The following is a 24,735-nucleotide window of genomic DNA, read 5'->3' as shown; positions in this document are numbered from 1 at the left end:
GTGGCTTCCACGAACGACCTCAAGAACGGCATGGTGCTCAAGCTCGAAGGCGGCCAGCTCTGGTCCGTCGTCGAGTTCCAGCACGTCAAGCCCGGCAAGGGCCCGGCCTTCGTGCGCACCAAGCTCAAGAACGTGCTCTCCGGCAAGGTCGTCGACAAGACCTTCAACGCCGGCGTCAAGGTCGAAACGGCCACCGTCGACAAGCGCGACATGCAGTTCTCCTACATGGACGGCGAGTACTTCGTCTTCATGGACATGGAGACCTACGACCAGCTGCACGTCGACCGCAAGGCCGTCGGCGACGCCGCGAACTTCCTGATCGAGGGCTTCACCGCCACCGTCGCGCAGCACGAGGGCGAGGTGCTCTTCGTCGAGCTGCCCGCCGCCGTCGAGCTCGTCATCCAGGAGACCGAGCCGGGCGTCCAGGGCGACCGCTCCACCGGCGGCACCAAGCCCGCCATTCTGGAGACCGGCCACCAGATCAACGTGCCCCTCTTCATCACCACGGGTGAGAAGATCAAGGTCGACACCCGCACCAGCGACTACCTCGGCCGGGTGAACAGCTAACCGTGGCTGCCCGCAACACGGCCCGTAAGCGCGCCTTCCAGATCCTCTTCGAGGGGGACCAGCGCGGTGCCGAGGTGCTGACCGTCCTCGCGGACTGGATCCGGCTCTCCCGGGCGGACACCCGGCAGCCGCCGGTCAGCGAGTACACGATGGAGCTGGTCGAGGGCTACGCGGAGCACGCGAAGCGCATCGACGAGCTGATCGCGCAGTACTCCGTCGGCTGGACGCTCGACCGGATGCCCGTCGTCGACCGCAACATCCTGCGGCTCGGCGCCTACGAGCTGATCTGGGTCGATGCGACGCCGGACGCCGTCGTCCTCGATGAGATGGTGCAGCTGGCGAAGGAGTTCTCCACGGACGAGTCGCCCTCGTTCGTGAACGGCCTGCTCGGCCGGCTGAAGGAACTCAAGCCCTCGCTCCGCCGCGACGAGGTCTGAGACCGTCGCCACGAGGTCCGAGACCGAACACACGCCGGAGGGCCCGCAGCGGTGACGCTGCGGGCCCTCCGGCGTTTCCGCACGTGCCCCGCTCCATCTCTGTGCCGCCAGGACCACACAGAGCGCTCACAACGCCGCCGGGGTGGCCGAGAACCATACGGTTTCGGCCACCCCGGCGGCACGTTTCTGCTGAGCCCGCGGTGCGGGTCAGGCCTCCTCGTGGGACGCCACCGCGCGACGCGCGTCCGCGTCCAGGACACCCCAGCTGATCAGCTGTTCCGTGAGGACGGACGGCGACTGGTCGTAGATGACGGCGAGCGTGCGCAGGTCGTCCTGGCGGATCGACAGCACCTTGCCGTTGTAGTCACCGCGCTGCGACTGGATCGTGGCCGCGTAGCGCTGAAGCGGGCCCGCCTTCTCGGCCGGCACCGTGGCCAGCCGCTCCAGGTCCAGGACCAGCTTCGGCGGCGGCTCGGCGGCGCCGCCCGGGGTCGTGCCCGGGAGCAGCTCCTGCACCGGAACGCCGTAGAAATCCGCCAGCTCGGCAAGGCGCTGCACGGTCACGGCACGGTCGCCGCGCTCGTACGAACCGACCACGACCGCCTTCCAGCGTCCCTGGGACTTCTCCTCGACACCGTGGAGGGAAAGGCCCTGCTGGGTGCGGATCGCCCGGAGCTTGGCCCCGAGCTGTTTGGCGTATTCGCTGGACATATAGCTCCCCGGCACTGTGTCGACGCGTCTGGCGTGGGTGCCAGGCCGCGCGGCTGGTAACTCACTGTGAGGTTACGCAGCGTTACTCTGCTGCGTCAAGCCGAATGGTCCGCACCGACTCTTCCGTGGTATCGGCGTTCCGTTGGGCCGAGTGGGTGATTCGAGGGGGCCGAACGGGCGATCACGGAGACCTGCTACCGTGTATGGCGCAATCCCGACGTCCTTTAAGGTCCGTCCCGTGAGGCGGAGAAGGAGGTCCGTTTCTTATGGACTCGCACGACACGCACTCCGATGCCCGGCCCGTTCTCGAAGGGCCCGACATCGCGCGGGTACTGACCCGCATCGCCCACGAGATCGTCGAACGCGCCAAGGGCGCCGACGACGTAGTGCTCCTCGGCATTCCGACCCGGGGCGTCTTCCTCGCCCGGCGGATCGCGGACAAGCTCGAGCAGATCACCGAGCGCAAGGTTCCGTGCGGCTCGCTCGACATCACCATGTACCGCGACGACCTGCGCATGCACCCGCCGCGTGCCCTGGCCCGCACCGAGATCCCCGGTGACGGTCTCGACGGCAGGCTCGTCGTCCTGGTCGACGACGTGCTCTTCTCCGGCCGCACCATCCGCGCCGCCCTCGACGCCCTGAACGACATCGGGCGCCCGCGCGCGGTGCAGCTCGCCGTCCTCGTCGACCGCGGACACCGCGAACTGCCCATCCGCGCCGACTACGTCGGCAAGAACCTCCCCACGTCGTTGCGGGAGACGGTCAAGGTCCAGCTCGCCGAGGAGGACGGTCGCGACACCGTGCTGCTCGGTGCCAAGCCGGCCGCCCAGTAGCGCTTCCGGCGTACGACCCTGTCGTACGCCGGCTCAGTGCGCGCCCTCGCGTGCCCGTCTGCCCCGAATCTCCCGTTTGAACTGCCTTACGGAGCCTGACAGATGCAGCGTCATCTCATCTCGGCCGCCGACCTCACCCGCGACGACGCCGTCCTGATCCTCGACACCGCCGAGGAGATGGCCCGGGTCGCCGACCGGCCGATCAAGAAGCTGCCGACCCTGCGCGGCCGCACGATCGTCAACCTCTTCTTCGAGGACTCCACCCGCACCCGGATCTCCTTCGAGGCCGCCGAGAAGCGGCTGTCCGCGGACGTCATCAACTTCTCCGCCAAGGGCTCCAGCGTCTCCAAGGGCGAGTCGCTGAAGGACACCGCCCAGACCCTGGAAGCCATGGGCGTCGACGCCGTCGTCATCCGGCACGGCGCCTCCGGAGCCCCGTACCGCCTGGCGAACTCCGGCTGGATCGACGCGGCCGTCGTCAACGCCGGCGACGGCACCCACCAGCACCCCACCCAGGCCCTGCTGGACGCCTTCACCATGCGCCGCCGCCTGGTCGGCCCGGACGCCGGACTCGGCCGGGACCTCGAGGGCAAGCGCATCACCATCGTCGGTGACGTTCTGCACAGCCGGGTCGCCCGCTCCAACGTCGACCTGCTGCACACCCTCGGTGCCGAGGTCACCCTCGTCGCGCCGCCCACGCTGGTGCCGGTCGGTGTCGGGAACTGGCCCTGCGAGGTGTCGTACGACCTCGACAGCACGCTGCCCAAGTCCGACGCGGTCATGATGCTGCGTGTCCAGCGCGAGCGGATGAACGCCGCGTTCTTCCCGACCGAGCGCGAGTACTCCCGGCGTTACGGCCTCGACGGCGAGCGCATGGCGCGCATGCCCGAGCACGCCGTCGTGATGCACCCCGGCCCGATGGTCCGCGGCATGGAGATCACCGCCGAGGTCGCCGACTCCGACCGCTGCACCGTCGTGGAGCAGGTCGCCAACGGAGTGTCCATCCGGATGGCCGTGCTGTACCTGCTGCTCGGTGGTAACGAGCCCGCCGTCACCCACCCCCGTACCGAGGAGAAGTAAGACAGATGAGCAAGATCCTGATCCGTGGTGCGAAGGTGCTCGGCGGCGAGCCGCAGGACGTGCTGATCGACGGTGGGACCATCGCCGAGGTGGGTGCCGCTCTGAGCGCCGAGGGCGCGGAGGTCGTCGAGGCCGAGGGCAAGGTGCTGCTGCCGGGCCTGGTCGACCTGCACACCCATCTGCGCGAGCCGGGCCGTGAGGACTCCGAGACCGTCCTCACCGGCACCCGGGCCGCCGCCTCCGGCGGTTACACCACCGTGTTCGCCATGGCCAACACCTTCCCGGTCGCCGACACCGCCGGCGTCGTCGAGCAGGTCTGGCGGCTCGGCAAGGAGCACGGCTACTGCGACGTCCAGCCGATCGGTGCCGTCACCGTCGGCCTGGAGGGCAGGAAGCTCGCCGAGCTGGGCGCCATGCACGAGTCGGCCGCCGGCGTCACCGTCTTCTCCGACGACGGCAAGTGCGTCCACGACGCCGTGATCATGCGCCGGGCCCTGGAGTACGTGAAGGCCTTCGGCGGTGTCGTCGCGCAGCACGCGCAGGAGCCGCGGCTGACCGAGGGCGCCGAGATGAACGAGGGCGTCGTCTCCGCCGAGCTGGGACTCGGCGGCTGGCCCGCGGTGGCCGAAGAATCGATCATCGCCCGGGATGTCCTGCTCGCCGACCACGTCGGCTCCCGCGTCCACATCTGCCACCTGTCGACCGCCGGCTCCGTCGAGATCGTCCGCTGGGCCAAGTCCCGCGGCATCCAGGTCACCGCCGAGGTCACCCCGCACCACCTGCTTCTCACCGACGAGCTGGTCCGCACCTACGACCCCGTCTACAAGGTCAACCCGCCGCTGCGCACCGAGCGCGACGTGATGGCCCTGCGCGAGGCGCTCGCGGACGGCACGATCGACATCGTCGCCACCGACCACGCCCCGCACCCGCACGAGGACAAGGACTGCGAGTGGGCCGCGGCAGCCATGGGCATGGTCGGGCTGGAGACCGCGCTGTCGGTGGTGCAGGAGACCATGGTCGACACGGGCCTGCTGGACTGGGCCGGTGTCGCCGACCGAATGTCCGTCACGCCCGCGCGGATCGGACAGGCCTCGGGCCACGGCCGTCCCGTCTCGGCAGGTGAGCCCGCCAACCTCACCCTGGTCGACACGGCATACCGTGGGCTCGTGGAACCCGCGGGCTTCGCCTCGCGCAGCCGCAACACCCCCTACGAGGGCCGCGAGCTGCCGGGCCGTGTGACGCACACGTGGCTGCGGGGCAAGGCCACGCTCGTCGACGGGAAGCTCACGTGACACCTGTACTCCTGCTGGCCGCCGAGAAGGAATCGGCGCAAGTGACCGACTGGGCCGCCCGCATCGGCTGGGTCGTCGGCCTCGCCCTGTTCGTCGCGCTCGTCTACTGGCTGATGCGCGAGGGCTGGAAGTGGCGCGGCACCCTCCAGGGCGACCTGCCCGAGCTGCCCGCGACGCCGGACGAGCCGGGCCCCGCCAAGCTCACCATGACCGGCCGCTACCACGGCTCCACCACCGCCGGGCAGTGGCTCGACCGCATCGTCGCGCACGGTCTGGGCACCCGCAGCCGTGCCGAGCTGACCCTGACGGACGCCGGCCTCGACGTCGTACGCCCCGGGGCGAGCGACTTCTTCGTCCCGGCCACGGCGCTGCGCGAGGCGCGGCTCGACAAGGGCATCGCCGGCAAGGTGCTCACCGAGGGCGGCCTGCTGATCGTCACCTGGGCGCACGGCGACCGGCTGATCGACTCCGGCTTCCGCTCGGACCACGCGGCCGAGCACAACGAGTGGGTCGAAGCCATCAACTCCATCATCGACACGAACACCAGGGAAGGCGCCGAACGATGACCACCTCCACCAGGGGAGCCGCCAAAACTCCCGCCGTACTCGTCCTGGAGGACGGCCGGATCTTCCGCGGCCGTGCCTACGGGGCCGTGGGGGAGACCTTCGGCGAAGCGGTGTTCTCCACCGGCATGACCGGCTACCAGGAGACCCTGACCGACCCCTCGTACCACCGCCAGGTCGTGGTGATGACCGCCCCGCACGTCGGGAACACGGGTGTGAACGACGAGGACATGGAGTCCAGGAAGATCTGGGTCTCCGGCTACGTCGTGCGCGACCCCGCGCGCGTGCCGTCCAACTGGCGCTCCCGGCGCACGCTGGACGAGGAGCTGGACACCCAGGGCGTCGTCGGCATCAGCGGCATCGACACCCGCGCCCTCACCCGCCACCTGCGCGAGCGCGGCGCCATGCGCGTCGGCATCTTCAGCGGCGACGCCGTCCGGGACGACGCCGCGCTGCTGGCACGTGTCCAGGAGGCCCCGCAGATGAAGGGGGCCGACCTCGCCGCCGAGGTCGCCACCACCGAGCCGTACGTCGTTCCGGCGATCGGCGAGAAGAGGTTCACCGTCGCCGCCGTCGACCTCGGCATCAAGGGCATGACGCCGCACCGGATGGCCGAGCGCGGCATCGAGGTGCACGTGCTCCCGGCGACCGCGACCGTCGACGACGTGTACGCGGTGAACCCGGACGGTGTGTTCTTCTCCAACGGCCCGGGCGACCCGGCCACCGCCGACCACCCGGTCTCCGTCATGCGGGGCGTCCTGGAGCGCGGCACGCCGCTGTTCGGCATCTGCTTCGGCAACCAGATCCTGGGCCGCGCGCTCGGCTTCGGCACCTACAAGCTGAAGTACGGCCACCGGGGCATCAACCAGCCGGTGCAGGACCGGACGACCGGCAAGGTCGAGGTCACCGCGCACAACCACGGCTTCGCCGTCGACGCCCCGCTCGAGAAGGTCTCCGAGACCCCGTTCGGCCGCGCCGAGGTGTCCCACGTCTGCCTGAACGACAACGTGGTGGAGGGGCTGCAGCTCCTCGACCGCCCCGCCTTCAGCGTCCAGTACCACCCCGAAGCGGCAGCCGGCCCGCACGACGCCGCCTACCTGTTCGACCGCTTCGTATCCCTGATGGAGGGCCAGCGTGCCTAAGCGCACCGATATCCAGTCCGTCCTGGTCATCGGCTCCGGCCCGATCGTCATCGGCCAGGCCGCCGAGTTCGACTACTCCGGCACCCAGGCGTGCCGCGTCCTCAAGGCCGAGGGCCTGCGGGTCGTCCTGGTGAACTCCAACCCGGCGACGATCATGACCGACCCCGAGATCGCCGACGCCACCTACGTCGAGCCGATCACCCCCGAGTTCGTCGAGAAGATCATCGCCAAGGAGCGCCCCGACGCGCTGCTGCCCACCCTGGGCGGCCAGACGGCGCTGAACACCGCGATCTCGCTGCACGGCAACGGCGTCCTGGAGAAGTACGGCGTCGAGCTGATCGGCGCCAATGTGGAGGCCATCAACAAGGGCGAGGACCGCGACCTGTTCAAGGAGGTCGTCGAGGAGGTCCGCAAGAAGATCGGGCACGGCGAGTCGGCCCGCTCGTACATCTGCCACTCCATGGACGACGTCCTCAAGGGCGTCGAGGAGCTCGGCGGGTACCCGGTCGTCGTCCGCCCCTCCTTCACCATGGGCGGCGCCGGCTCCGGCTTCGCGCACGACGAGGAGGAGCTGCGCCGCATCGCCGGCCAGGGCCTCACGCTCTCCCCGACCACCGAGGTCCTCCTGGAGGAGTCCATCCTCGGCTGGAAGGAGTACGAGCTGGAGCTGATGCGCGACAAGAACGACAACGTCGTGGTCGTCTGCTCCATCGAGAACTTCGACCCCATGGGCGTGCACACCGGCGACTCGATCACCGTCGCGCCCGCGATGACCCTCACCGACCGCGAGTACCAGACCCTGCGCGACGTCGGCATCGCCGTCATCCGCGAGGTCGGCGTCGACACCGGCGGCTGCAACATCCAGTTCGCGGTGAACCCCGAGGACGGCCGGGTGATCGTCATCGAGATGAACCCGCGCGTGTCGCGCTCCTCGGCGCTCGCCTCCAAGGCGACCGGCTTCCCGATCGCCAAGATCGCCGCCAAGCTGGCCGTCGGCTACACGCTGGACGAGATCCCGAACGACATCACCCAGGAGACCCCGGCCTCCTTCGAGCCGACGCTCGACTACGTGGTCGTGAAGGCCCCGCGCTTCGCCTTCGAGAAGTTCCCGAGCGCCGACTCCACCCTCACCACCACCATGAAGTCGGTCGGCGAGGCCATGGCCATCGGCCGCAACTTCACCGAGGCCTTCCAGAAGGCGCTGCGCTCGCTTGAGAAGAAGGGCAGCCAGTTCACCTTCGTCGGCGAGCCCGGCGACAAGGAGGAGCTGCTGCGCGAGGCCGTGCGCCCCACCGACGGCCGGATCAACACGGTCATGCAGGCCATCCGCGCGGGCGCCACGCCCGAGGAGGTCTTCGAATACACGAAGATCGACCCCTGGTTCGTCGACCAGCTCTTCCTGATCAAGGAGATCGCGGACGAGCTGGCCGAGGCGCCCGAGCTGACCACCGGCCTGCTCGCCGAGGCCAAGCGGCACGGCTTCTCCGACCAGCAGATCGGCGAGATCCGCGGCCTGCGCGAGGACGTCGTCCGCGAGGTCCGGCACGCGCTGGGCGTCCGCCCGGTCTACAAGACGGTCGACACCTGCGCCGCCGAGTTCGCCGCGAAGACGCCGTACTTCTACTCCTCCTACGACGAGGAGACGGAGGTCGCCTCCCGCGAGAAGCCGGCCGTCATCATCCTGGGCTCCGGCCCGAACCGCATCGGCCAGGGCATCGAGTTCGACTACTCCTGCGTCCACGCCTCCTTCGCGCTGAGCGACGCGGGCTACGAGACCGTGATGGTCAACTGCAACCCGGAAACCGTCTCCACGGACTACGACACCTCCGACCGCCTGTACTTCGAGCCGCTGACGCTGGAAGACGTGCTGGAGATCGTGCACGCCGAGCAGCAGGCCGGACCGGTCGCGGGCGTCATCGTGCAGCTCGGCGGCCAGACGCCGCTGGGTCTGTCGCAGGCGCTGAAGGACAACGGCGTGCCGATCGTCGGCACCTCCCCGGAGGCCATCCACGCCGCCGAGGACCGGGGCGCCTTCGGCCGGGTCCTCGCCGAGGCGGGCCTTCCGGCTCCCAAGCACGGCACCGCCACCACCTTCGCCGGGGCCAAGGCCATCGCCGACGAGATCGGCTACCCGGTCCTGGTGCGTCCCTCGTACGTCCTGGGCGGGCGCGGCATGGAGATCGTCTACGACGAGACCCGCCTGGAGTCCTACATCGCCGAATCGACCGAGATCAGCTCCTCGCGGCCGGTCCTGGTCGACCGGTTCCTCGACGACGCGATCGAGATCGACGTCGACGCCCTCTACGACGGCGAGGAGCTCTACCTCGGCGGCGTCATGGAGCACATCGAGGAGGCCGGCATCCACTCCGGCGACTCGGCGTGCGCCCTGCCCCCGATCACGCTCGGCGGCTTCGACATCAAGCGCCTGCGCGCCTCCACGGAGGGCATCGCCAGGGGCGTCGGGGTCCGCGGCCTGATCAACATCCAGTTCGCGCTCGCGGGGGACATCCTCTACGTCCTGGAGGCCAACCCGCGCGCGTCGCGCACCGTCCCCTTCACCTCGAAGGCGACCGCGGTGCCGCTGGCCAAGGCCGCCGCCCGGATCTCGCTCGGCGCGACCATCGCCGAACTGCGCGCCGAGGGCCTGCTCCCGGCGAACGGCGACGGCGGTGAGCTCCCGCTCGACGCGCCGATCTCGGTCAAGGAGGCCGTCATGCCGTGGTCGCGCTTCCGCGACATCCACGGCCGCGGCGTCGACACCGTCCTCGGCCCGGAGATGCGCTCCACCGGCGAGGTCATGGGCATCGACTCCGTCTTCGGCACGGCGTACGCCAAGTCGCAGGCGGGCGCCTACGGCCCGCTGCCGACCAAGGGCCGCGCGTTCATCTCGGTCGCCAACCGCGACAAGCGCTCGATGATCTTCCCGGCCCGTGAGCTGGTCGCGCACGGCTTCGAGCTGCTGGCCACCTCCGGCACGGCCGAGGTCCTCAAGCGCAACGGCATCAACGCCACCGTCGTGCGCAAGCAGTCCGAGGGCACCGGCCCGAACGGCGAGAAGACCATCGTCCAGCTCATCCACGACGGCGAGGTCGACCTCATCGTCAACACCCCGTACGGCACGGGCGGCCGTCTGGACGGCTACGACATCCGTACGGCGGCCGTGGCGCGCTCCGTGCCCTGCCTGACGACGGTCCAGGCCCTCGCGGCGGCGGTCCAGGGCATCGACGCCCTCAACCGCGGCGACGTGAGCGTCCGATCGCTCCAGGAACACGCGGAACACCTGACCGCGGCCCGCGACTAGCAGCCCCGAGGGGGACACCGGAAACGGTGTCCCCCTCTTCGTGAGGACGCCATGTCCTCGTGAGGACACCATGTACAAGATCTTCTTCCGTCTCGTCTTCAAGCGGCTGGACCCGGAGCAGGCGCACCACCTCGCCTTCCGCTGGATCCGCCTGGCCGCCCGCATCCCCGTGCTGCGCACCTTCCTCGCCGCCGCCCTCGCGCCCCGGTACAAGGAGCTGCGCACCGAGGCCCTCGGCCTGCGCATGCACGGCCCCTTCGGGCTCGCGGCGGGCTTCGACAAGAACGCCGTCGGCATCGACGGCATGGCCATGCTCGGCTTCGACCACGTCGAGATCGGCACGGTCACCGGCGAACCACAGCCCGGCAACCCCAAGCAGCGGCTGTTCCGCCTGGTCGGGGACCGGGCGCTGATCAACCGGATGGGTTTCAACAACGACGGCTCGCTCCGTGTCGCCGCCCGCCTGGCCTCCCGTACGCCCGTCTTCAAGCCGGTCGTGGGCGTCAACATCGGCAAGACCAAGGCCGTACCGGAAAAGGAGGCCGTCGCGGACTACGTGAAGTCCGCCGAGCGGCTGGCCCCCTACGCCGACTACCTGGTCGTCAACGTCTCCTCCCCGAACACGCCCGGTCTGCGCGACCTCCAGGCGACGGAGGCGCTGCGCCCCCTGCTGAGCGCCGTTCGCGAGGCCGCGGACCGCGCGGTGTCCGCACGGTGCGTCCCGCTCCTGGTGAAGATCGCGCCGGACCTCGCGGACGAGGACGTCGACGCCGTCGCCGACCTCGCGGTGGAACTCGGGCTGGACGGCATCATCGCCACCAACACCACCATCGCGCGCGAGGGACTCGGCCTGAAGTCGAACCCCTCCCTGGTCAAGGAGACCGGCGGCCTGTCCGGGGCGCCCCTGAAGGAACGCTCCCTGGAGGTCCTGCGCCGCCTCTACGCGCGCGTGGGGGACCGGATCACCCTGGTGGGCGTCGGCGGCATCGAGAACGCCGAGGACGCCTGGCAGCGCATCCTGGCCGGTGCCACCCTGGTCCAGGGCTACAGCGCCTTCATCTACGAGGGGCCCTTCTGGGGCCGCGCGATCCACAAGGGGCTCGCCGCTCGCCTGGCCACGAGCCCCTACGCCACGCTCGCCGACGCGGTGGGCGCCGACGTGAGGAAGACGGCATGAGTGGTCTGGAACCCTTCGGCGCCCGTCTGCGCCGGGCCATGGACGAGCGCGGCCCGCTGTGCGTCGGCATCGACCCGCACGCCTCCCTGCTCGCCGAGTGGGGTCTGAACGACGACGTGGCCGGTCTGGAGCGGTTCAGCCGCACGGTCGTCGAGGCGGTGGCCGACCGGGTCGCCGTGCTCAAGCCGCAGAGCGCGTTCTTCGAGCGCTTCGGCTCGCGCGGTGTCGCCGTCCTGGAGAAGTCCGTCGCCGAGGCCCGGGCGGCGGGCGCGCTGGTCGTGATGGACGCCAAGCGCGGGGACATCGGCTCCACCATGGCCGCCTACGCCGAGTCCTTTCTGTACAAGGACGCCCCGCTGTTCTCCGACGCGCTCACCGTCTCGCCCTACCTCGGCTACGGCTCGCTGGGCCCGGCCGTCGCACTGGCCCGGGAGAGCGGCGCCGGACTGTTCGTACTGGCGCTCACCTCCAACCCGGAGGGCGGCGAGGTCCAGCACGCGGTGCGCTCCGACGGCCGGAACGTGGGAGCGACGATGCTCGCGCACCTGGCCGCCGAGAACGCCGGCGAGGAACCGCTGGGCTCCTTCGGCGCGGTCGTCGGCGCCACCCTCGGTGACCTCTCGACGTACGACCTGGACATCAACGGCCCGCTCCTCGCGCCCGGCATCGGTGCCCAGGGGGCCACGCCGGCCGACCTCCCCGGGGTCTTCGGCGCGGCCGTGCGCAACGTCGTGCCGAACGTCAGCCGGGGAGTGCTACGCCACGGTCCCGACGCGGTCGCTCTGCGTGACGCCGCCGACCGCTTCGCGGAGGAGATCCGTCACGCCGTGACGTCCTCGTGAGGCGGTCCAGACCTTGTCGGGAGACCTCCGATGACCCGTCCGCGGCGCGCTTGAATCTGAATACATCCTCAAATCCAGGGCAGTATGTCCTAAATGTCCGTTCAGATGAAGGCTGACCAGGACTTTTCCGCTGTTCTCGCTGACTCTGGCGGACTTGCCCGCTAGTCTCCGACGAGAGGACGGGCAAGCGTGTGTTGCTCGTGGCTCCCCAGGTGTGGGGCGACTAGGTTCCTCACCGGTCCGTATCCGACAGTTCGACATCCGAGGTGACGTAGGCGTGGCTCTTCCGCCCCTTACCCCTGAACAGCGCGCAGCCGCGCTCGAAAAGGCCGCCGCGGCTCGCCGGGAGCGGGCCGAGGTCAAGAATCGACTCAAGCACTCCGGCGCCTCCCTTCACGAGGTCATCAAGCAGGGCCAGGAGAACGACGTCATCGGCAAGATGAAGGTCTCCGCCCTCCTCGAGTCGCTGCCCGGCGTGGGCAAGGTCCGCGCCAAGCAGATCATGGAGCGACTCGGCATCTCCGAGAGCCGCCGCGTGCGTGGTCTCGGTTCCAACCAGATCGCCTCCCTGGAGCGCGAGTTCGGCAGCACCGGCTCCTGAACCCGGCAGTCCGGGGAAGCGAGTCCCGGGCACTCCGGGATTGCTGGATAATCGCTGCATGGCTGCAACACCCCGGGGGACGACCCCCGTACCCCCGGACGTACGTCCGCGGCTGACCGTGCTCTCCGGCCCCTCCGGGGTCGGCAAGAGCACGGTCGTCGCCCATATGCGCAAGGAACACCCCGAAGTCTGGCTCTCGGTGTCGGCGACGACCCGCAAGCCGCGCCCCGGCGAGCAGCACGGAGTCCACTACTTCTTCGTCTCCGACGACGAGATGGACAAGCTGATCGCCAACGGGGAGCTGCTGGAGTGGGCGGAGTTCGCCGGCAACCGCTACGGCACGCCGCGTGCGGCCGTGCAGGAGCGCCTGGAGAACGGCGAGCCCGTCCTCCTGGAGATCGACCTGCAGGGCGCTCGCCTGGTCCGGGAGTCGATGCCCGAGGCCCAGCTGGTGTTCCTGGCTCCTCCCTCCTGGGAGGAGCTCGTGCGCAGACTCACCGGGCGGGGCACCGAGCCGCCCGAGGTGATCGAGCGCCGGCTCGAGGCGGCGAAGATCGAACTCGCGGCCGAGCCGGAGTTCGACACCACCCTGGTCAACACCTCCGTCGAGGACGTCGCTCGTGAGCTGCTAGCCTTGATGGACGTCGTGTGACCATCGCCGATCGTTCCGGCCGGCCGATCAACGCGACAAATTCTTTCCCATCCATCGGAAGGTAGAGCGTGTCCTCTTCCATCTCCGCGCCCGAGGGCATCATCAACCCGCCGATCGACGAGCTCCTCGAGGCCACCGACTCGAAGTACAGCCTCGTGATCTACGCGGCCAAGCGTGCCCGCCAGATCAACGCGTACTACTCGCAGCTCGGCGAGGGTCTCCTCGAGTACGTCGGTCCCCTCGTCGACACGCACGTCCACGAGAAGCCGCTCTCGATCGCCCTCCGCGAGATCAACGCGGGGCTCCTGACGTCCGAGGCCGTCGAGGGCCCGGCGCAGTAAATAGGATTTACAGCTTCACGCTGACTTGTCCACAGGCCCGGCAGGCCGACTGCCGGGCCTGTGGTGTGTCATGGAGGCGTACGGTGTGCCGGTTGCCGAGGTCCGGGGAGAGACGTGGACAAGCCGAAGGTCGTTCTGGGGGTCAGCGGGGGCATCGCCGCCTACAAGGCCTGTGAGCTGTTGCGGCGGCTGACGGAGTCGGGCCACGACGTGCGGGTGGTGCCCACCGCCTCCGCGCTGCACTTCGTCGGCGCCGCCACCTGGGCCGCGCTCTCCGGCAACCCGGTCTCCACCGACGTGTGGGACGACGTGCACGAGGTCCCGCACGTCCGCATCGGGCAGCACGCGGACCTCGTCGTCGTCGCCCCCGCCACCGCCGACATGCTCGCCAAGGCGGCCCACGGCCTCGCCGACGACCTCCTCACCAACACGCTCCTCACCGCCCGCTGCCCGGTCGTCTTCGCCCCCGCCATGCACACGGAGATGTGGGAGCACCCGGCCACCCAGGAGAACGTGGCGACGCTGCGCCGCCGCGGTGCCCTCGTCATCGAGCCGGCCGTGGGCCGTCTGACGGGCGTCGACACCGGCAAGGGCCGGCTGCCCGACCCGGGCGAGATCTTCGAGGTGTGCCGCCGGGTGCTGGCCCGGGGCATCGCCGAGCCCGACCTCAGGGGCCGGCACGTCGTCGTCAGCGCGGGCGGCACCCGCGAGCCCCTGGACCCCGTCCGCTTCCTCGGCAACCGCTCCTCCGGCAAGCAGGGCTACGCCCTCGCCCGCACCGCCGCGGCCCGCGGCGCCCGTGTCACGCTGATCGCGGCCAACAGCACCCTGCCGGCCCCGGCGGGCGTCGACGTCGTCCCGGTCGGCACCGCCGTGCAGCTGCGCGAGGCGGTGCTGCGGGCCGCCCCCGAGGCCGACGCCGTGGTGATGGCGGCCGCGGTCGCCGACTTCCGCCCGGCGGCGTACGCGGCGGGGAAGATCAAGAAGAAGGACGGCCGGGAGCCGGAGCCGATCACCCTGGTGCGCAATCCGGACGTGCTCGCGGAGATCTCCGCCGAACGGGCCCGCGCCGGACAGGTGATCGTCGGCTTCGCCGCGGAGACGGACGACGTCCTCGCCAACGGCCGCGCCAAACTCAAGCGCAAGGGCTGCGACCTGCTCGTCGTGAATGAGGTGGGGGAGCGCAAGACCTTCGGTTCCGAGGAGAACGAGGCCGTCGTGCTCGGCGCGGACGGCAGTGAGACGGCGGTGCCGTACGGCCCCAAGGAAGCCCTGGCCGATACGGTGTGGGACCTGGTCGCCGAGCGCCTGTGCTGAAGTCAGGGCGCCGCGCACCCCTCGAAAGCGGCTGGATCCGGGCGTGGCGCCTCTGGCCAACGCCGCTCGGCATTGGGCAGAATGCCCGTGCCGCAGGTCACAGCACTCCCGAGTGGCGAGACAGGGGGACCGTGGCCGAAGTGTGACCCGTAAACTGTTCCACGGACGGCGCCGGGTGCAGCCCCCGCCGTCCGCCAATGATCAGCCAGCAGCCGCTGCAACCCCAGGGAGCGTTGTGTCCCGTCGCCTGTTCACCTCGGAGTCCGTGACCGAGGGTCACCCCGACAAGATCGCTGACCAGATCAGCGACACCATTCTCGACGCGCTTCTGCGCGAGGACCCGTCCTCCCGGGTCGCCGTCGAGACCCTGATCACGACCGGCCTGGTGCACGTGGCCGGCGAGGTCACGACCAAGACGTACGCGGACATCGCGACGCTGGTCCGGAGCAAGATCCTCGAAATCGGCTACGACTCCAGCAAGAAGGGCTTCGACGGCGCCTCCTGCGGCGTGTCGGTGTCGATCGGCGCGCAGTCCCCGGACATCGCCCAGGGTGTGGACACGGCGTACGAGACGCGTGTCGAGGGCGACGACGACGAGCTCGACAAGCAGGGCGCGGGCGACCAGGGCCTGATGTTCGGCTACGCGACGGACGAGACGCCGACGCTGATGCCGCTGCCGATCTTCCTGGCCCACCGCCTGTCGAAGCGCCTGTCCGACGTGCGCAAGAACGGCACGATCCCCTACCTGCGCCCGGACGGCAAGACGCAGGTCACCATCGAGTACGACGGCGACAAGGCGGTCTGTCTGGACACCGTCGTGGTCTCCTCGCAGCACGCCTCGGACATCGACCTGGACTCGCTGCTGGCCCCGGACATCAAGGAGTTCGTGGTCGAGCCGGAGCTGAAGGCGCTCCTGGACGAGGGCATCAAGCTGGACACGGAGAACTACCGTCTCCTGGTCAACCCCACCGGCCGTTTCGAGATCGGCGGCCCGATGGGTGACGCCGGCCTGACCGGGCGCAAGATCATCATCGACACCTACGGCGGCATGGCCCGTCACGGCGGCGGTGCCTTCTCGGGCAAGGACCCGTCCAAGGTCGACCGCTCCGCGGCGTACGCGATGCGCTGGGTCGCCAAGAACGTGGTCGCCGCCGGTCTCGCCACCCGCTGCGAGGTCCAGGTCGCGTACGCGATCGGCAAGGCCGAGCCGGTCGGTCTGTTCGTCGAGACCTTCGGCACCGCCAAGGTCGAGACGGAGAGGATCGAGAAGGCGATCGACGAGGTCTTCGACCTCCGCCCGGCCGCCATCATCCGCGACCTCGACCTGCTCCGACCGATCTACTCCCAGACCGCCGCGTACGGCCACTTCGGCCGCGAGCTCCCCGACTTCACGTGGGAGCGGACGGACCGCGTGGACGCGCTCCGCGAGGCCGCGGGTCTGTAGGTCCCGGCATCCGAGGCCCGGCCCCTCGAGGGCCGGGCTTTGCCGTGTCCGGGGGCGGGGCTCTCCTCCCGGGCACCGCCGCGTGTCAGTGGTGTTTGGTAAGAATGCAAGCGTGAGCAGCGAGAACGAACACGCGGGCGGCGGGGCCGAGGGTGCGCCGCCCGAACAGCTCGCGCTCATCCGGGACAGTGTGCGCAACGCCAAGACCCCCCGGGCCAAGCCGCGCACCTGGCGGGGGGCAGCCCTCGCCAAGGAGCTCCCCGTCGCGCGCGTCCTCGTCGACAAGGGCGTGCTCCATCTCGACCGGTACTTCGACTACGCCGTGCCAGAGGAGCTGGACGCGGACGCCCGGCCGGGCGTCCGCGTGCGCGTGCGGTTCGGGGCCGGACGGCACCGGGTGCGGGAGGGCCGTCGCGAGGGCGGTGGCCTCATCGACGGATTCCTCGTCGAGCGGCTGGCCGAGTCCGACTACGCCGGACCGCTGGCCGCCCTCGCCCAGGTCGTGTCGCCCGAGCCGGTGCTGAGCGAGGAGTTGCTGGGGCTGGCCCGGGCGGTCGCCGACCGGTACGCGGGCAGCCTCGCCGACGTCCTGCAACTCGCCGTACCGCCGCGCAACGCACGAGCCGAGCAGCGGCCCTCACCCGACCCGCTGCCACCGCCCCCGGTGCCCGAGCCGGGCTCCTGGCAGCGCTACGAGCGGGGGGCGGCCTTCCTGGAGTCGCTGGCCTCCGGCGGAGCACCCCGGGCCGTGTGGAACGCGCTGCCCGGGCCGCAGTGGAGCGAGGAGCTGGCCCGGGCCGTCGCCGCGACGCTGGCCTCCGGGCGCGGGGCGCTCGCCGTCCTGCCCGACGGGCGGGCCGTCGCGCGGGTCGACGCCGCCCTGACCTCCCTGCTGGGGGAGGGGCGGCACGCGGTACTCACCGCCGACGCCGGACCCGAGAAGCGCTACGCGCAGTGGCTCGCGGTGCGGCGCGGTTCCGTCCGGGCCGTGATCGGGACCCGGGCCGCGATGTTCGCGCCGGTCCAGGACCTCGGCCTGGTCGCTCTGTGGGACGACGGCGACGACAGCCACAGCGAGCAGCACGCCCCGCAGCCGCACGCCCGCGAGGTGCTCCTGCTGCGGGCCGCCCAGGACGGGTGCGGCTTCCTGCTGGGCAGCTGGAGCTGCACGGTGGAGGCCGCGCAACTCGTCGAGAGCGGCTGGGCACGCCCGGTCGTCGCCGGCCGGGACCAGGTGCGCGGGGCCGCGCCGCTCGTCCGGACCGTCGGGGACCAGGACCTCGCCCGGGACGAGGCCGCCCGGGCCGCCCGGCTGCCCTCCCTCGCGTGGCAGGCCGTCAGGGACGGCCTTCGGCACGGCCCGGTGCTGGTGCAGGTGCCTCGCCGGGGGTACGTGCCGCGCATGGCGTGTGCCGACTGCCGGGCGCCCGCGCGCTGCGGGCACTGCTCCGGGCCGTTGGAGGCGCCGGACGGCGGTGCCCTGGACTGCGGGTGGTGCGGACGCGGCGAGAGCGGCTGGCACTGCCCGGAGTGCGGTTCCTTCCGGCTGCGGGCCTCGGTCGTCGGGGCGCGGCGGACCGCCGAGGAGCTCGGGCGGGCCTTCCCCGCCGTGCCGGTACGCACCTCGGGGCGGGAGCACGTGCTCGACACCGTCCCGGGGGCGCCGGCGCTGGTCGTGAGCACGCCGGGGGCCGAGCCCGTCGCCGAGGGCGGGTACGCGGCGGCGCTGCTGCTGGACGGCTGGGCCATGCTCGGGCGGCCCGACCTGCGGGCCGGGGAGGACGCGCTGCGGCGGTGGATCGCGGCGGCGTCCCTGGTCCGGCCGCAGTCGGCCGGTGGCACGGTGGTGGTCGTGGCCGAGCCGACGCTGCGGCCCGTGCAGGCGCTGGTGCGCTGGGACCCCGTCGGTCACGCGGTGCGGGAACTCGCCGAGCGGGCCGAGCTGGGGTTTCCGCCGGTGTCGCGGATGGCCGCGGTGTCGGGCCCGCCTCAGGCGGTGGCCGACTTCCTTCGTACGGCCGAGCTGCCGCCCGAGGCGGAGGTGCTGGGTCCGGTGCCGCTGCCCGTTCCGGCCGCGGGGCGGCCGCGGCGGGCGGGCGCGCCCCCGCCCGGGGAGCAGTGGGAGCGCGCGCTGCTGCGGGTGCCGCCGGGGAGGGGGGCCGCGCTGGCCGCCGCGCTCAAGGCGGCGCAGGCTGCGCGGATGGCTCGGGGGAGCGGTGGTGGCGCCGGGACGGGGCCGGGGGTCTGGGTACGGGTCGATCCGGCTGACATCGGGTGAGCCGCGGCCCGGGGATGAGGGACGTCCGGGTGGGCGTCGGCCGGATACGCGACTGCCCTCCCGGAGGCGTTCCGGGAGGGCAGGGCAGGGGGTGGGTCAGCCGTTGCGCGGGCCGGGAAAGGCCGTCGGCCTCACCTCTTCGCGGAGCGCGGGACTGCCGGCCGTGGGCTGCGTGGGCATGGAGCGGGCCGCCGGGACGGTCGGAACCGTGGGCAGGCCGGTGGTCACATTGACCGAGCGGCTGCCCGACGGCTCCGGGGTGCGCTCCGGCTCGGGCGCCGCCTGGGCCGTGGCCCGGCGGGCGCCGTAACGGCGGTGGACCGCCTGCTTGGTGACTCCGAGCGCGGAACCCACCGCGTCCCACGAGAAGCCGAGTGAGCGATCGAAGTCCACGGCCGCCGTGACCAGGGTCTCGACGCTGTCCCGCAGCTCCTGGGCGAGACGTACCGTCGGGGCGGGGGCGCGTCCGTAGACGACGAAGCCCGTGGAGGGACCTGAGCGGCGCGGGCGGTAGACGTTGCCCAACTGGGCGGTGAGTGTGCGCAGCGCGTCCACCTGCCGGCGGACCCGCTCGATGTCCCGCACCAGCAAGTGCAGGCTGGCCCGAGCCTGGGCGTCGTGGGTTGCGTGGTCGGCCATGAACAAGCCTCTCGAACCGGCGTTGAAAGGAATTGGGCCGCGATCGCGGCCCGTTGTGGTCAACTCTGTCTTGACCAACGCGGATTCGCTCCGCGGGTCACGGTGTGGGGGCGCGGGGGCATATGCGTGCGCCCGTTTGCGCGGGGTGTGCGCCTCGGCCTTCGGCCCTCGACGGGGTCGTCCACCCGCGCGCCGCCCGCGACCGTGCGACCGAGAGGCCCGGCTCTCCCGCGAGGGCCGAGCGCCGTCGGCGGCGTTGCGTCCCACGGCTCATAGACTTGTGTGCTGCCCGTCATCGACCCCCGCCCGAGAGGCCCCCACCACCCCATGAAGCTCGTCTTCGCCGGTACACCCGAGGTCGCCGTTCCCGCTCTGGACGCTCTGCTCGCCTCCGGGCGGCACGAGGTGGCCGCCGTCGTCACGCGGCCCGACGCGCCGGCCGGACGCGGACGCCGGCTCGTCGCGTCGCCCGTCGCCGAGCGGGCGGAGGAGGCCGGGATCGAGGTGCTGAAGCCCGCGAAGCCGAAGGACCCCGAGTTCCTGGAGCGGCTGCGGGAGATCGGGCCGGACTGCTGCCCCGTCGTCGCCTACGGAGCGCTGCTGCCCCGGGTCGCCCTCGACGTGCCCGTGCACGGCTGGGTCAACCTGCACTTCTCCCTGCTGCCGGCCTGGCGTGGAGCCGCGCCCGTGCAGCACGCCATCATGGCCGGCGACGAGATCACCGGGGCGTCGACCTTCCTGATCGAGGAAGGGCTCGACTCCGGGCCGGTGTACGGCACGGTGACCGAGGAGATCCGGCCCACCGACACCAGCGGGGATCTGCTGACCCGGCTGGCGTTCGCCGGTGCCGGGCTGCTCGCGGCGACCATGGACGGCATCGAGGACGGCTCACTGAAGGCCGTACCGCAGCCGGCCGACGGGATCAGCCTCGCCCCGAAGGTCAACGTCGAGGACGCGCACCTCGACTGGAGCGCGCCCGCGCTGCGCGTGGACCGGATGGTGCGCGGCTGCACCCCGGCTCCCGGCGCCTGGACCACGTTCCGCGGCGAGCGGCTCAAGCTCATCCAGGCCGCCCCCGTGCCCGACCGGACGGACCTCGCCCCGGGGCAGATCGCCGCCGGGAAGAACAACGTGTACGTCGGCACCGGCTCCTACGGCGTCGAGCTGCTGTGGGTGCAGGCGCAGGGCAAGAAGCCGATGCGGGCGGCGGACTGGGCGCGCGGGGTGCGTATCGGCGAGGGCGAGCGGCTCGGCGGCTGACATCCGCCCGGGCGGGGCCGCACGGCGGCGCGATGCCCCGCCGCCGGTTCCCCGCTGCTCCCGGCGGCGTAGGCTGGACGGCGCACTTCTTCTCACACCCGGAGCACCTTTTTCGTGAGCGAACAGCCCCGTCGAGCCCGCACGTCAGGCAAGCCCTACCGCCGGCCCAAGAAGGACCCCGTCCGCATCCTCGCCTTCGAGGCGCTCAGGGCCGTGGACGAGCGGGACGCCTACGCCAACCTCGTTCTCCCGCCCCTGCTGCGCAAGGCGCGCGAGAAGGAGGGCCCCGACTCGTTCGACGCCCGGGACGCGGCGCTCGCCACCGAGCTGGTGTACGGGACGCTGCGGTGGCAGGGGACGTACGACGCGGTCCTGGGGACCTGCGTGGACCGGCCGCTCAGAGAGGTCGACCCGCCGGTGCTGGACGTGCTCAGCCTCGGCGCGCACCAGTTGCTCGGCACCCGGATCCCGACGCACGCGGCCGTGTCCGCAACCGTCGAACTCGCGCGGGTCGTGCTCGGCGACGGACGGGCCAAGTTCGTCAACGCCGTGCTGCGGAAGGTCGCGCAGCACGATCTGGAGGGCTGGCTGGAGAAGGTCGCGCCTCCGTACGACGAGGACCCCGAGGACCATCTCGCCGTCGTCCACTCGCACCCCAGGTGGGTCGTGTCCGCGCTGTGGGACTCCCTGGGCGGCGGCAGGACCGGCGTCGAGGAGCTGCTGCGCGCCGACAACGAGCGGCCCGAGGTGACCTTGGTGGCGCGGCCCGGGCGGGCCACCACCGAGGAACTGCTCGACGAGGACGCCGCGGTGCGGGGGCACTGGTCGCCGTACGCGGTGCGGCTGACCGAGGGCGGGGAGCCGGGTGCCATCGCGGCCGTGCGGGACGGGCGGGCCGGTGTGCAGGACGAGGGCAGCCAGCTCGTGGCGATCGCCCTTGCCAACGCGCCCCTGGACGGGCCCGACCGGCGCTGGCTGGACGGGTGCGCGGGGCCCGGTGGCAAGGCGGCGCTGCTCGGCGCGCTGGCCGCCGAGCGGGGTGCCCTGCTCGTCGCCTCCGAGAAGCAGACCCATCGGGCCGGCCTCGTGGCGAAGGCGCTGGACGGCAACCCCGGTCCGTATCAGGTGATCGCCGCGGACGGGACGCGTCCGGCGTGGCGGCCCGGCAGCTTCGACCGGGTGCTGGTCGATGTGCCGTGCACCGGCCTCGGTGCCCTGCGCCGCCGTCCCGAGGCGCGCTGGCGGCGCCGTCCGGAGGATCTGGAGGGCTTCGCGCCGCTGCAGCGCGGGCTGCTGCGCACCGCCCTGGAGTCGGTGCGGGTCGGCGGCGTCGTGGGTTACGCGACCTGTTCGCCGCACCTCGCCGAGAGCCGGGCCGTCGTCGCCGACGTGCTCAAACAACACCCGCACACGGACCTCGTCGACGCCCGGCCGCTGCTGCCCGGCGTACCGGACCTGGGCGACGGACCCGACGTGCAGCTGTGGCCGCATCTGCACGGGACCGACGCGATGTACCTGGCGCTTCTTCGCCGGACCGGCTGACGCCCGCTCCCACCGTTGCCTCCTCCGGCGCGCCGCCGCCCTGGCGCGCCGGCCGTAGCCCGTCCCCGCTCCGAAGGGACCAGCACCGCGAGGATGCCGGCGCTCTGGCCGTTGACCGTCAGACCGCCGTGCTCGGCCGGCAGGTGGATCAGCGCCTGGGCGGTGAACAGCGCGCAGACCACCGCGACCGGTCGGAGATCTGCAGCACCCGCGTCGACTCCGCGGACCCCGGCAGCCAGGACGCCGCATCGTCGTCCTGCGCGTCGGTCGGCTTCAGGGCGAACGGGGCGGCGCGAAGAGCACGACCACCACAGGCCCAGGACCAGCCACGTGGCCCGCCGCCCGCAGACGAGGTGTGCGACACCGTGTCCCACGCCGACCCCCTGCGCGAAAGCGCCCCGCGAGGGCGTGGGGACCCGCGCGACAGGCGACCAGCGGTCCGCAGCCGACGCCCCACCCTGGCCAACCGGGACCGATGCCCACAACCCCCGAGGGGCATGGCAGTCTTAGGACATGGCCGCGCAGATCAACCCCAGCATCCTCTCCGCCGACTTCGCCCGCCTCGCGGACGAGGCGAAGGCCGTGGAAGGAGCCGACTGGCTCCACGTCGACGTCATGGACAACCATTTCGTCCCGAACCTCACGCTCGGTGTGCCGGTCGTGGAGTCGCTCGCCCGTGCGACGGACACCCCGCTGGACTGCCACCTGATGATCGAGGCCCCCGATCGCTGGGCGCCCCAGTACGTGGAGGCGGGGGCCGGTTCCGTCACCTTCCATGTCGAGGCCGCCGCCGCACCCGTCCGGCTCGCCCGGGAGATCCGCGCCAAGGGCGCCCGCGCCTCCATGGCGCTGAAGCCCGCGACCCCCGTCGAGCCGTACGAAGACCTGCTCCCCGAGCTCGACATGCTGCTGATCATGACGGTTGAACCGGGCTTCGGTGGGCAGGCCTTCCTCGACATCATGCTTCCGAAGATCCGCCGCACCCGCGAGTTGATCAGCAAGCACGGACTGGAGCTCTGGCTCCAGGTCGACGGCGGAGTTTCCGCTTCCACAATCGAGCGCTGCGCGGACGCCGGAGCCGACGTCTTCGTGGCCGGATCGGCGGTCTACGGGGCAAACGACCCGGCCGAGGCGGTACGTGCACTACGCACACAGGCGGAGGCGGCGACGGCGAAGGCCTCGTGGGCCTGCGACCACTGAGCCACAGCAAAGTGAACGGCTCTCATCAGGGCTGATCGATCGCGCCGGATCTGCAAGGATGAACGGCGAATCCAGAGTGTGAACAGCAGTGAGGAGAACGCCGTGTCGGGTATGTCGGCGGGCCGGTCAGCCATGCGGATGGGACCCGCTGAGCTGGTGCAGGCGGCGGCCATGGCCCGCCGCTTCTACCTGGAGGGCAAGTCCAAGATCCAGATCGCGGAGGAGTTCGGCGTCAGCCGCTTCAAGGTGGCCCGGGTCCTGGAGACCGCCCTCGAACGGGATCTCGTCCGCATCGAGATCCGTGTGCCCGCCGAGCTGGACGCCGAGCGCTCGGACGCGCTCCGCGCCCGCTACGGCCTGCGGCACGCTGTCGTGGTCGAGTCCCCGGCCGAGGCCGAGGAGTCGCCCGATCCCGAGAACCTGGGAGAGGTGGCCGCCGACCTGCTCGGCGAACTGGTCGACGAAGGTGATGTGCTGGGCCTGGCCTGGGGCCGCTCCACCATCCACATGGCGGCGGCGCTCGACCGGCTGCCGCCCTGCACGGTGGTGCAGCTGACCGGCGTGTACGACGCCGGGACCGCCGAGCGCGGCTCGGTCGAAGCCGTGCGCCGCGCCGCCCAGGTGGCCGGAGGGGACGCCCACCCCATCTACGCGCCCATGCTGCTGCCCGACGCGGCCACGGCCGCGGCACTGCGCAACCAGACGGGCATCGCCCGGGCCTTCGAGCACTTCGACAAGGTCACCGTCGCCTGTGTCTCCATCGGTTCCTGGGAGCCGGGCATCTCCACGGTGCACGACATGCTCAGCGACGAGGAGCGCGCGCACTACGCCTCCCTCGGTGTCGCCGCCGAGATGTCCGCGCACCTCTTCGACGCCGACGGCCGCCGGGTCGGGCGGGACCTGGGCGAGCGGTGCATCACCGTCAAGGCCGACCAGCTCCGCCGGATCCCCGAGGTCGTGGCGATCGCGGGCGGGCAGCGCAAGGGACCCGCGATCGACGCGGTGCTGCGGTCCGGGCTCGTCACCAGCCTGGTGACGGACACGTCGGCCGCGGACTACCTGTTGACGGCCGGACCGGCGCCCAAGTCCGCGCTCAACAGGTCCGACCCGGACGGAGTCTGACGGGTGACCGGTCGGACGCACGGAGGGCACGACCCGGGGGGCCGGATCGTGCGCGTCCTTGATCTCGACGGGGTCACGGACAAGGCGGGCCTCATGGACCGCTGCGCCCGTGACCTCGCCCTGCCCGACTGGTCCGGACGCGACTGGGACGCCCTCGCCGACTGCCTGGCCGACCCCGCCCTCTGGCCCGAGGAGGCCGGGGAGCGAGGGCTGCTGGTCGTCGTGCGGGGCTGGCGGGCCTACGCCGAGACGCGACCCGACGAGTGGCAGGTCGCCGAGGAGATCTTCGCCGAGGCGACGGACCGGGGCCCGGGGCTGTTCGTGACCCTCGGCCTTGGAGAATCCTCCGAGAGGCATCCTGACCAGCCTGGATGATCTGCCGGGGGTCGTCGGG

Annotated in this window: 23 protein-coding genes and 1 pseudogene; 21 read left to right on the top strand and 3 right to left on the bottom strand. The window is 71.5% G+C overall.

The genetic code is table 11. From position 1 onward, the window contains the following. Positions 1–567 carry an elongation factor P gene (efp, locus tag QNO09_RS25435; protein ID WP_031138970.1) on the top strand — a complete coding sequence of 189 codons (567 nt, stop codon included), beginning with the start codon at positions 1–3 and terminating at the stop codon, positions 565–567. A gap of 2 nt (positions 568–569) precedes the next feature. Then, entirely contained in the window at positions 570–1,004 is a 435-nt protein-coding gene (nusB, locus tag QNO09_RS25430; RefSeq protein WP_283972558.1) for a transcription antitermination factor NusB, read from the top strand. A 207-nt stretch (positions 1,005–1,211) separates the two neighbouring features. Here the strand turns inward: nusB and bldD are convergent, their stop codons facing one another. Continuing rightward, positions 1,212–1,715, bottom strand: a complete 504-nt coding sequence (gene bldD / locus QNO09_RS25425; RefSeq protein WP_018570201.1) for a transcriptional regulator BldD — start codon at positions 1,713–1,715, stop codon at positions 1,212–1,214. Positions 1,716–1,981: 266 nt separating this feature from the next. Here bldD and pyrR point away from each other — a divergent pair, with 266 nt between their 5' ends. From pyrR to QNO09_RS25355, 14 genes are all read left to right on the top strand, one after another. After that, positions 1,982–2,548: a bifunctional pyr operon transcriptional regulator/uracil phosphoribosyltransferase PyrR gene (gene pyrR / locus QNO09_RS25420; protein WP_283972557.1), complete on the top strand. Its 567-nt coding sequence runs from the start codon at positions 1,982–1,984 to the stop codon at positions 2,546–2,548. 102 nt (positions 2,549–2,650) lie between these two features. After that, on the top strand, positions 2,651–3,628 hold the full coding sequence (locus tag QNO09_RS25415) for an aspartate carbamoyltransferase catalytic subunit (protein ID WP_283972556.1): 978 nt from the start codon (positions 2,651–2,653) through the stop codon (positions 3,626–3,628). Positions 3,629–3,633: 5 nt separating this feature from the next. Continuing rightward, entirely contained in the window at positions 3,634–4,920 is a 1,287-nt protein-coding gene (locus tag QNO09_RS25410; RefSeq protein WP_283972555.1) for a dihydroorotase, read from the top strand. After that, positions 4,917–5,486, top strand: a complete 570-nt coding sequence (locus QNO09_RS25405; protein ID WP_283972554.1) for a PH-like domain-containing protein — start codon at positions 4,917–4,919, stop codon at positions 5,484–5,486. Before QNO09_RS25410 ends, QNO09_RS25405 begins: the two co-directional genes overlap by 4 nt. Next, positions 5,483–6,625, top strand: coding sequence for a glutamine-hydrolyzing carbamoyl-phosphate synthase small subunit (gene carA / locus QNO09_RS25400; protein ID WP_283972553.1), 1,143 nt, complete (start codon positions 5,483–5,485; stop codon positions 6,623–6,625). The genes QNO09_RS25405 and carA overlap by 4 nt, the downstream gene beginning before the upstream one ends. After that, complete coding sequence (gene carB / locus QNO09_RS25395; protein ID WP_283972552.1) at positions 6,618–9,926, top strand: carbamoyl-phosphate synthase large subunit; 3,309 nt, start codon at positions 6,618–6,620, stop codon at positions 9,924–9,926. The genes carA and carB overlap by 8 nt, the downstream gene beginning before the upstream one ends. A 70-nt stretch (positions 9,927–9,996) precedes the next feature. After that, positions 9,997–11,103, top strand: a complete 1,107-nt coding sequence (locus tag QNO09_RS25390) for a quinone-dependent dihydroorotate dehydrogenase (RefSeq protein WP_283972551.1) — start codon at positions 9,997–9,999, stop codon at positions 11,101–11,103. Beyond that, positions 11,100–11,945: an orotidine-5'-phosphate decarboxylase gene (pyrF, locus tag QNO09_RS25385; protein ID WP_283972550.1), complete on the top strand. Its 846-nt coding sequence runs from the start codon at positions 11,100–11,102 to the stop codon at positions 11,943–11,945. Before QNO09_RS25390 ends, pyrF begins: the two co-directional genes overlap by 4 nt. A 277-nt stretch (positions 11,946–12,222) precedes the next feature. Next, a complete protein-coding gene (locus QNO09_RS25380; protein ID WP_003977346.1) occupies positions 12,223–12,546 on the top strand; it encodes an integration host factor in 324 nt (107 codons plus the stop codon). Between the two features lie 58 nt (positions 12,547–12,604). Then, entirely contained in the window at positions 12,605–13,198 is a 594-nt protein-coding gene (gene gmk, locus QNO09_RS25375; protein WP_097215518.1) for a guanylate kinase, read from the top strand. Positions 13,199–13,266: 68 nt separating this feature from the next. Continuing rightward, positions 13,267–13,539 (top strand): DNA-directed RNA polymerase subunit omega, encoded by a 273-nt coding sequence (gene rpoZ, locus QNO09_RS25370; protein ID WP_003988945.1) that lies wholly within the window; start codon positions 13,267–13,269, stop codon positions 13,537–13,539. Between the two features lie 114 nt (positions 13,540–13,653). Beyond that, entirely contained in the window at positions 13,654–14,856 is a 1,203-nt protein-coding gene (gene coaBC, locus QNO09_RS25365; protein ID WP_283972549.1) for a bifunctional phosphopantothenoylcysteine decarboxylase/phosphopantothenate--cysteine ligase CoaBC, read from the top strand. A 235-nt stretch (positions 14,857–15,091) separates the two neighbouring features. Continuing rightward, positions 15,092–16,300: a methionine adenosyltransferase gene (gene metK / locus QNO09_RS25360; protein ID WP_283972548.1), complete on the top strand. Its 1,209-nt coding sequence runs from the start codon at positions 15,092–15,094 to the stop codon at positions 16,298–16,300. A gap of 112 nt (positions 16,301–16,412) precedes the next feature. Next, positions 16,413–18,578, top strand: coding sequence for a primosomal protein N' (locus tag QNO09_RS25355; RefSeq protein ID WP_283972547.1), 2,166 nt, complete (start codon positions 16,413–16,415; stop codon positions 18,576–18,578). 96 nt (positions 18,579–18,674) lie between these two features. On the opposite strand, the gene QNO09_RS25350 is transcribed toward QNO09_RS25355, so the two are convergent. Then, positions 18,675–19,217: a hypothetical protein gene (locus tag QNO09_RS25350; RefSeq protein WP_283972546.1), complete on the bottom strand. Its 543-nt coding sequence runs from the start codon at positions 19,215–19,217 to the stop codon at positions 18,675–18,677. A gap of 327 nt (positions 19,218–19,544) precedes the next feature. Here QNO09_RS25350 and fmt point away from each other — a divergent pair, with 327 nt between their 5' ends. Together fmt and QNO09_RS25340 are read left to right on the top strand one after the other, a co-directional pair. Beyond that, complete coding sequence (gene fmt / locus QNO09_RS25345; RefSeq protein ID WP_283972545.1) at positions 19,545–20,477, top strand: methionyl-tRNA formyltransferase; 933 nt, start codon at positions 19,545–19,547, stop codon at positions 20,475–20,477. Positions 20,478–20,591: 114 nt separating this feature from the next. Then, positions 20,592–22,019 (top strand): RsmB/NOP family class I SAM-dependent RNA methyltransferase, encoded by a 1,428-nt coding sequence (locus QNO09_RS25340; RefSeq protein WP_283972544.1) that lies wholly within the window; start codon positions 20,592–20,594, stop codon positions 22,017–22,019. Between the two features lie 181 nt (positions 22,020–22,200). Here QNO09_RS25340 and QNO09_RS25335 read toward each other — a convergent pair. Then, positions 22,201–22,393, bottom strand: a pseudogene (locus QNO09_RS25335) (hypothetical protein); the annotation flags it as partial. Between the two features lie 139 nt (positions 22,394–22,532). On the opposite strand from QNO09_RS25335, the gene rpe reads away from it, so the two are divergent. The 3 genes from rpe to QNO09_RS25320 all read left to right on the top strand — a co-directional run bounded on the left by rpe (position 22,533) and on the right by QNO09_RS25320 (position 24,716). Then, positions 22,533–23,219 carry a ribulose-phosphate 3-epimerase gene (rpe, locus tag QNO09_RS25330; protein ID WP_283972543.1) on the top strand — a complete coding sequence of 229 codons (687 nt, stop codon included), beginning with the start codon at positions 22,533–22,535 and terminating at the stop codon, positions 23,217–23,219. A gap of 78 nt (positions 23,220–23,297) precedes the next feature. Beyond that, positions 23,298–24,341, top strand: a complete 1,044-nt coding sequence (locus tag QNO09_RS25325) for a sugar-binding transcriptional regulator (RefSeq protein ID WP_283972542.1) — start codon at positions 23,298–23,300, stop codon at positions 24,339–24,341. A 3-nt stretch (positions 24,342–24,344) separates the two neighbouring features. Continuing rightward, positions 24,345–24,716 carry a barstar family protein gene (locus tag QNO09_RS25320; protein WP_283972541.1) on the top strand — a complete coding sequence of 124 codons (372 nt, stop codon included), beginning with the start codon at positions 24,345–24,347 and terminating at the stop codon, positions 24,714–24,716. The last annotated feature ends 19 nt before the right edge of the window (positions 24,717–24,735 follow it).

Origin of the sequence: Streptomyces sp. 378 (assembly GCF_030124145.1) — a bacterium.
Taxonomy (GTDB): domain Bacteria; phylum Actinomycetota; class Actinomycetes; order Streptomycetales; family Streptomycetaceae; genus Streptomyces.
This window is presented reverse-complemented; position numbering and strand designations above follow the sequence as displayed.

Bases quoted from the DNA above. Each gene is read 5' to 3' on its own strand.
- pyrR (WP_283972557.1), top strand. From the start codon at position 1,982: ATGGACTCGCACGACACGCACTCCGATGCCCGGCCCGTTCTCGAAGGG.
- QNO09_RS25410 (WP_283972555.1), top strand. From the start codon at position 3,634: ATGAGCAAGATCCTGATCCGTGGTGCGAAGGTGCTCGGCGGCGAGCCG.
- rpe (WP_283972543.1), top strand. From the start codon at position 22,533: ATGGCCGCGCAGATCAACCCCAGCATCCTCTCCGCCGACTTCGCCCGC.
- QNO09_RS25390 (WP_283972551.1), top strand. From the start codon at position 9,997: ATGTACAAGATCTTCTTCCGTCTCGTCTTCAAGCGGCTGGACCCGGAG.
- pyrF (WP_283972550.1), top strand. From the start codon at position 11,100: ATGAGTGGTCTGGAACCCTTCGGCGCCCGTCTGCGCCGGGCCATGGAC.
- QNO09_RS25415 (WP_283972556.1), top strand. From the start codon at position 2,651: ATGCAGCGTCATCTCATCTCGGCCGCCGACCTCACCCGCGACGACGCC.
- gmk (WP_097215518.1), top strand. From the start codon at position 12,605: ATGGCTGCAACACCCCGGGGGACGACCCCCGTACCCCCGGACGTACGT.
- carA (WP_283972553.1), top strand. From the start codon at position 5,483: ATGACCACCTCCACCAGGGGAGCCGCCAAAACTCCCGCCGTACTCGTC.
- QNO09_RS25350 (WP_283972546.1), bottom strand. From the start codon at position 19,217: ATGGCCGACCACGCAACCCACGACGCCCAGGCTCGGGCCAGCCTGCAC.
- fmt (WP_283972545.1), top strand. From the start codon at position 19,545: ATGAAGCTCGTCTTCGCCGGTACACCCGAGGTCGCCGTTCCCGCTCTG.
- bldD (WP_018570201.1), bottom strand. From the start codon at position 1,715: ATGTCCAGCGAATACGCCAAACAGCTCGGGGCCAAGCTCCGGGCGATC.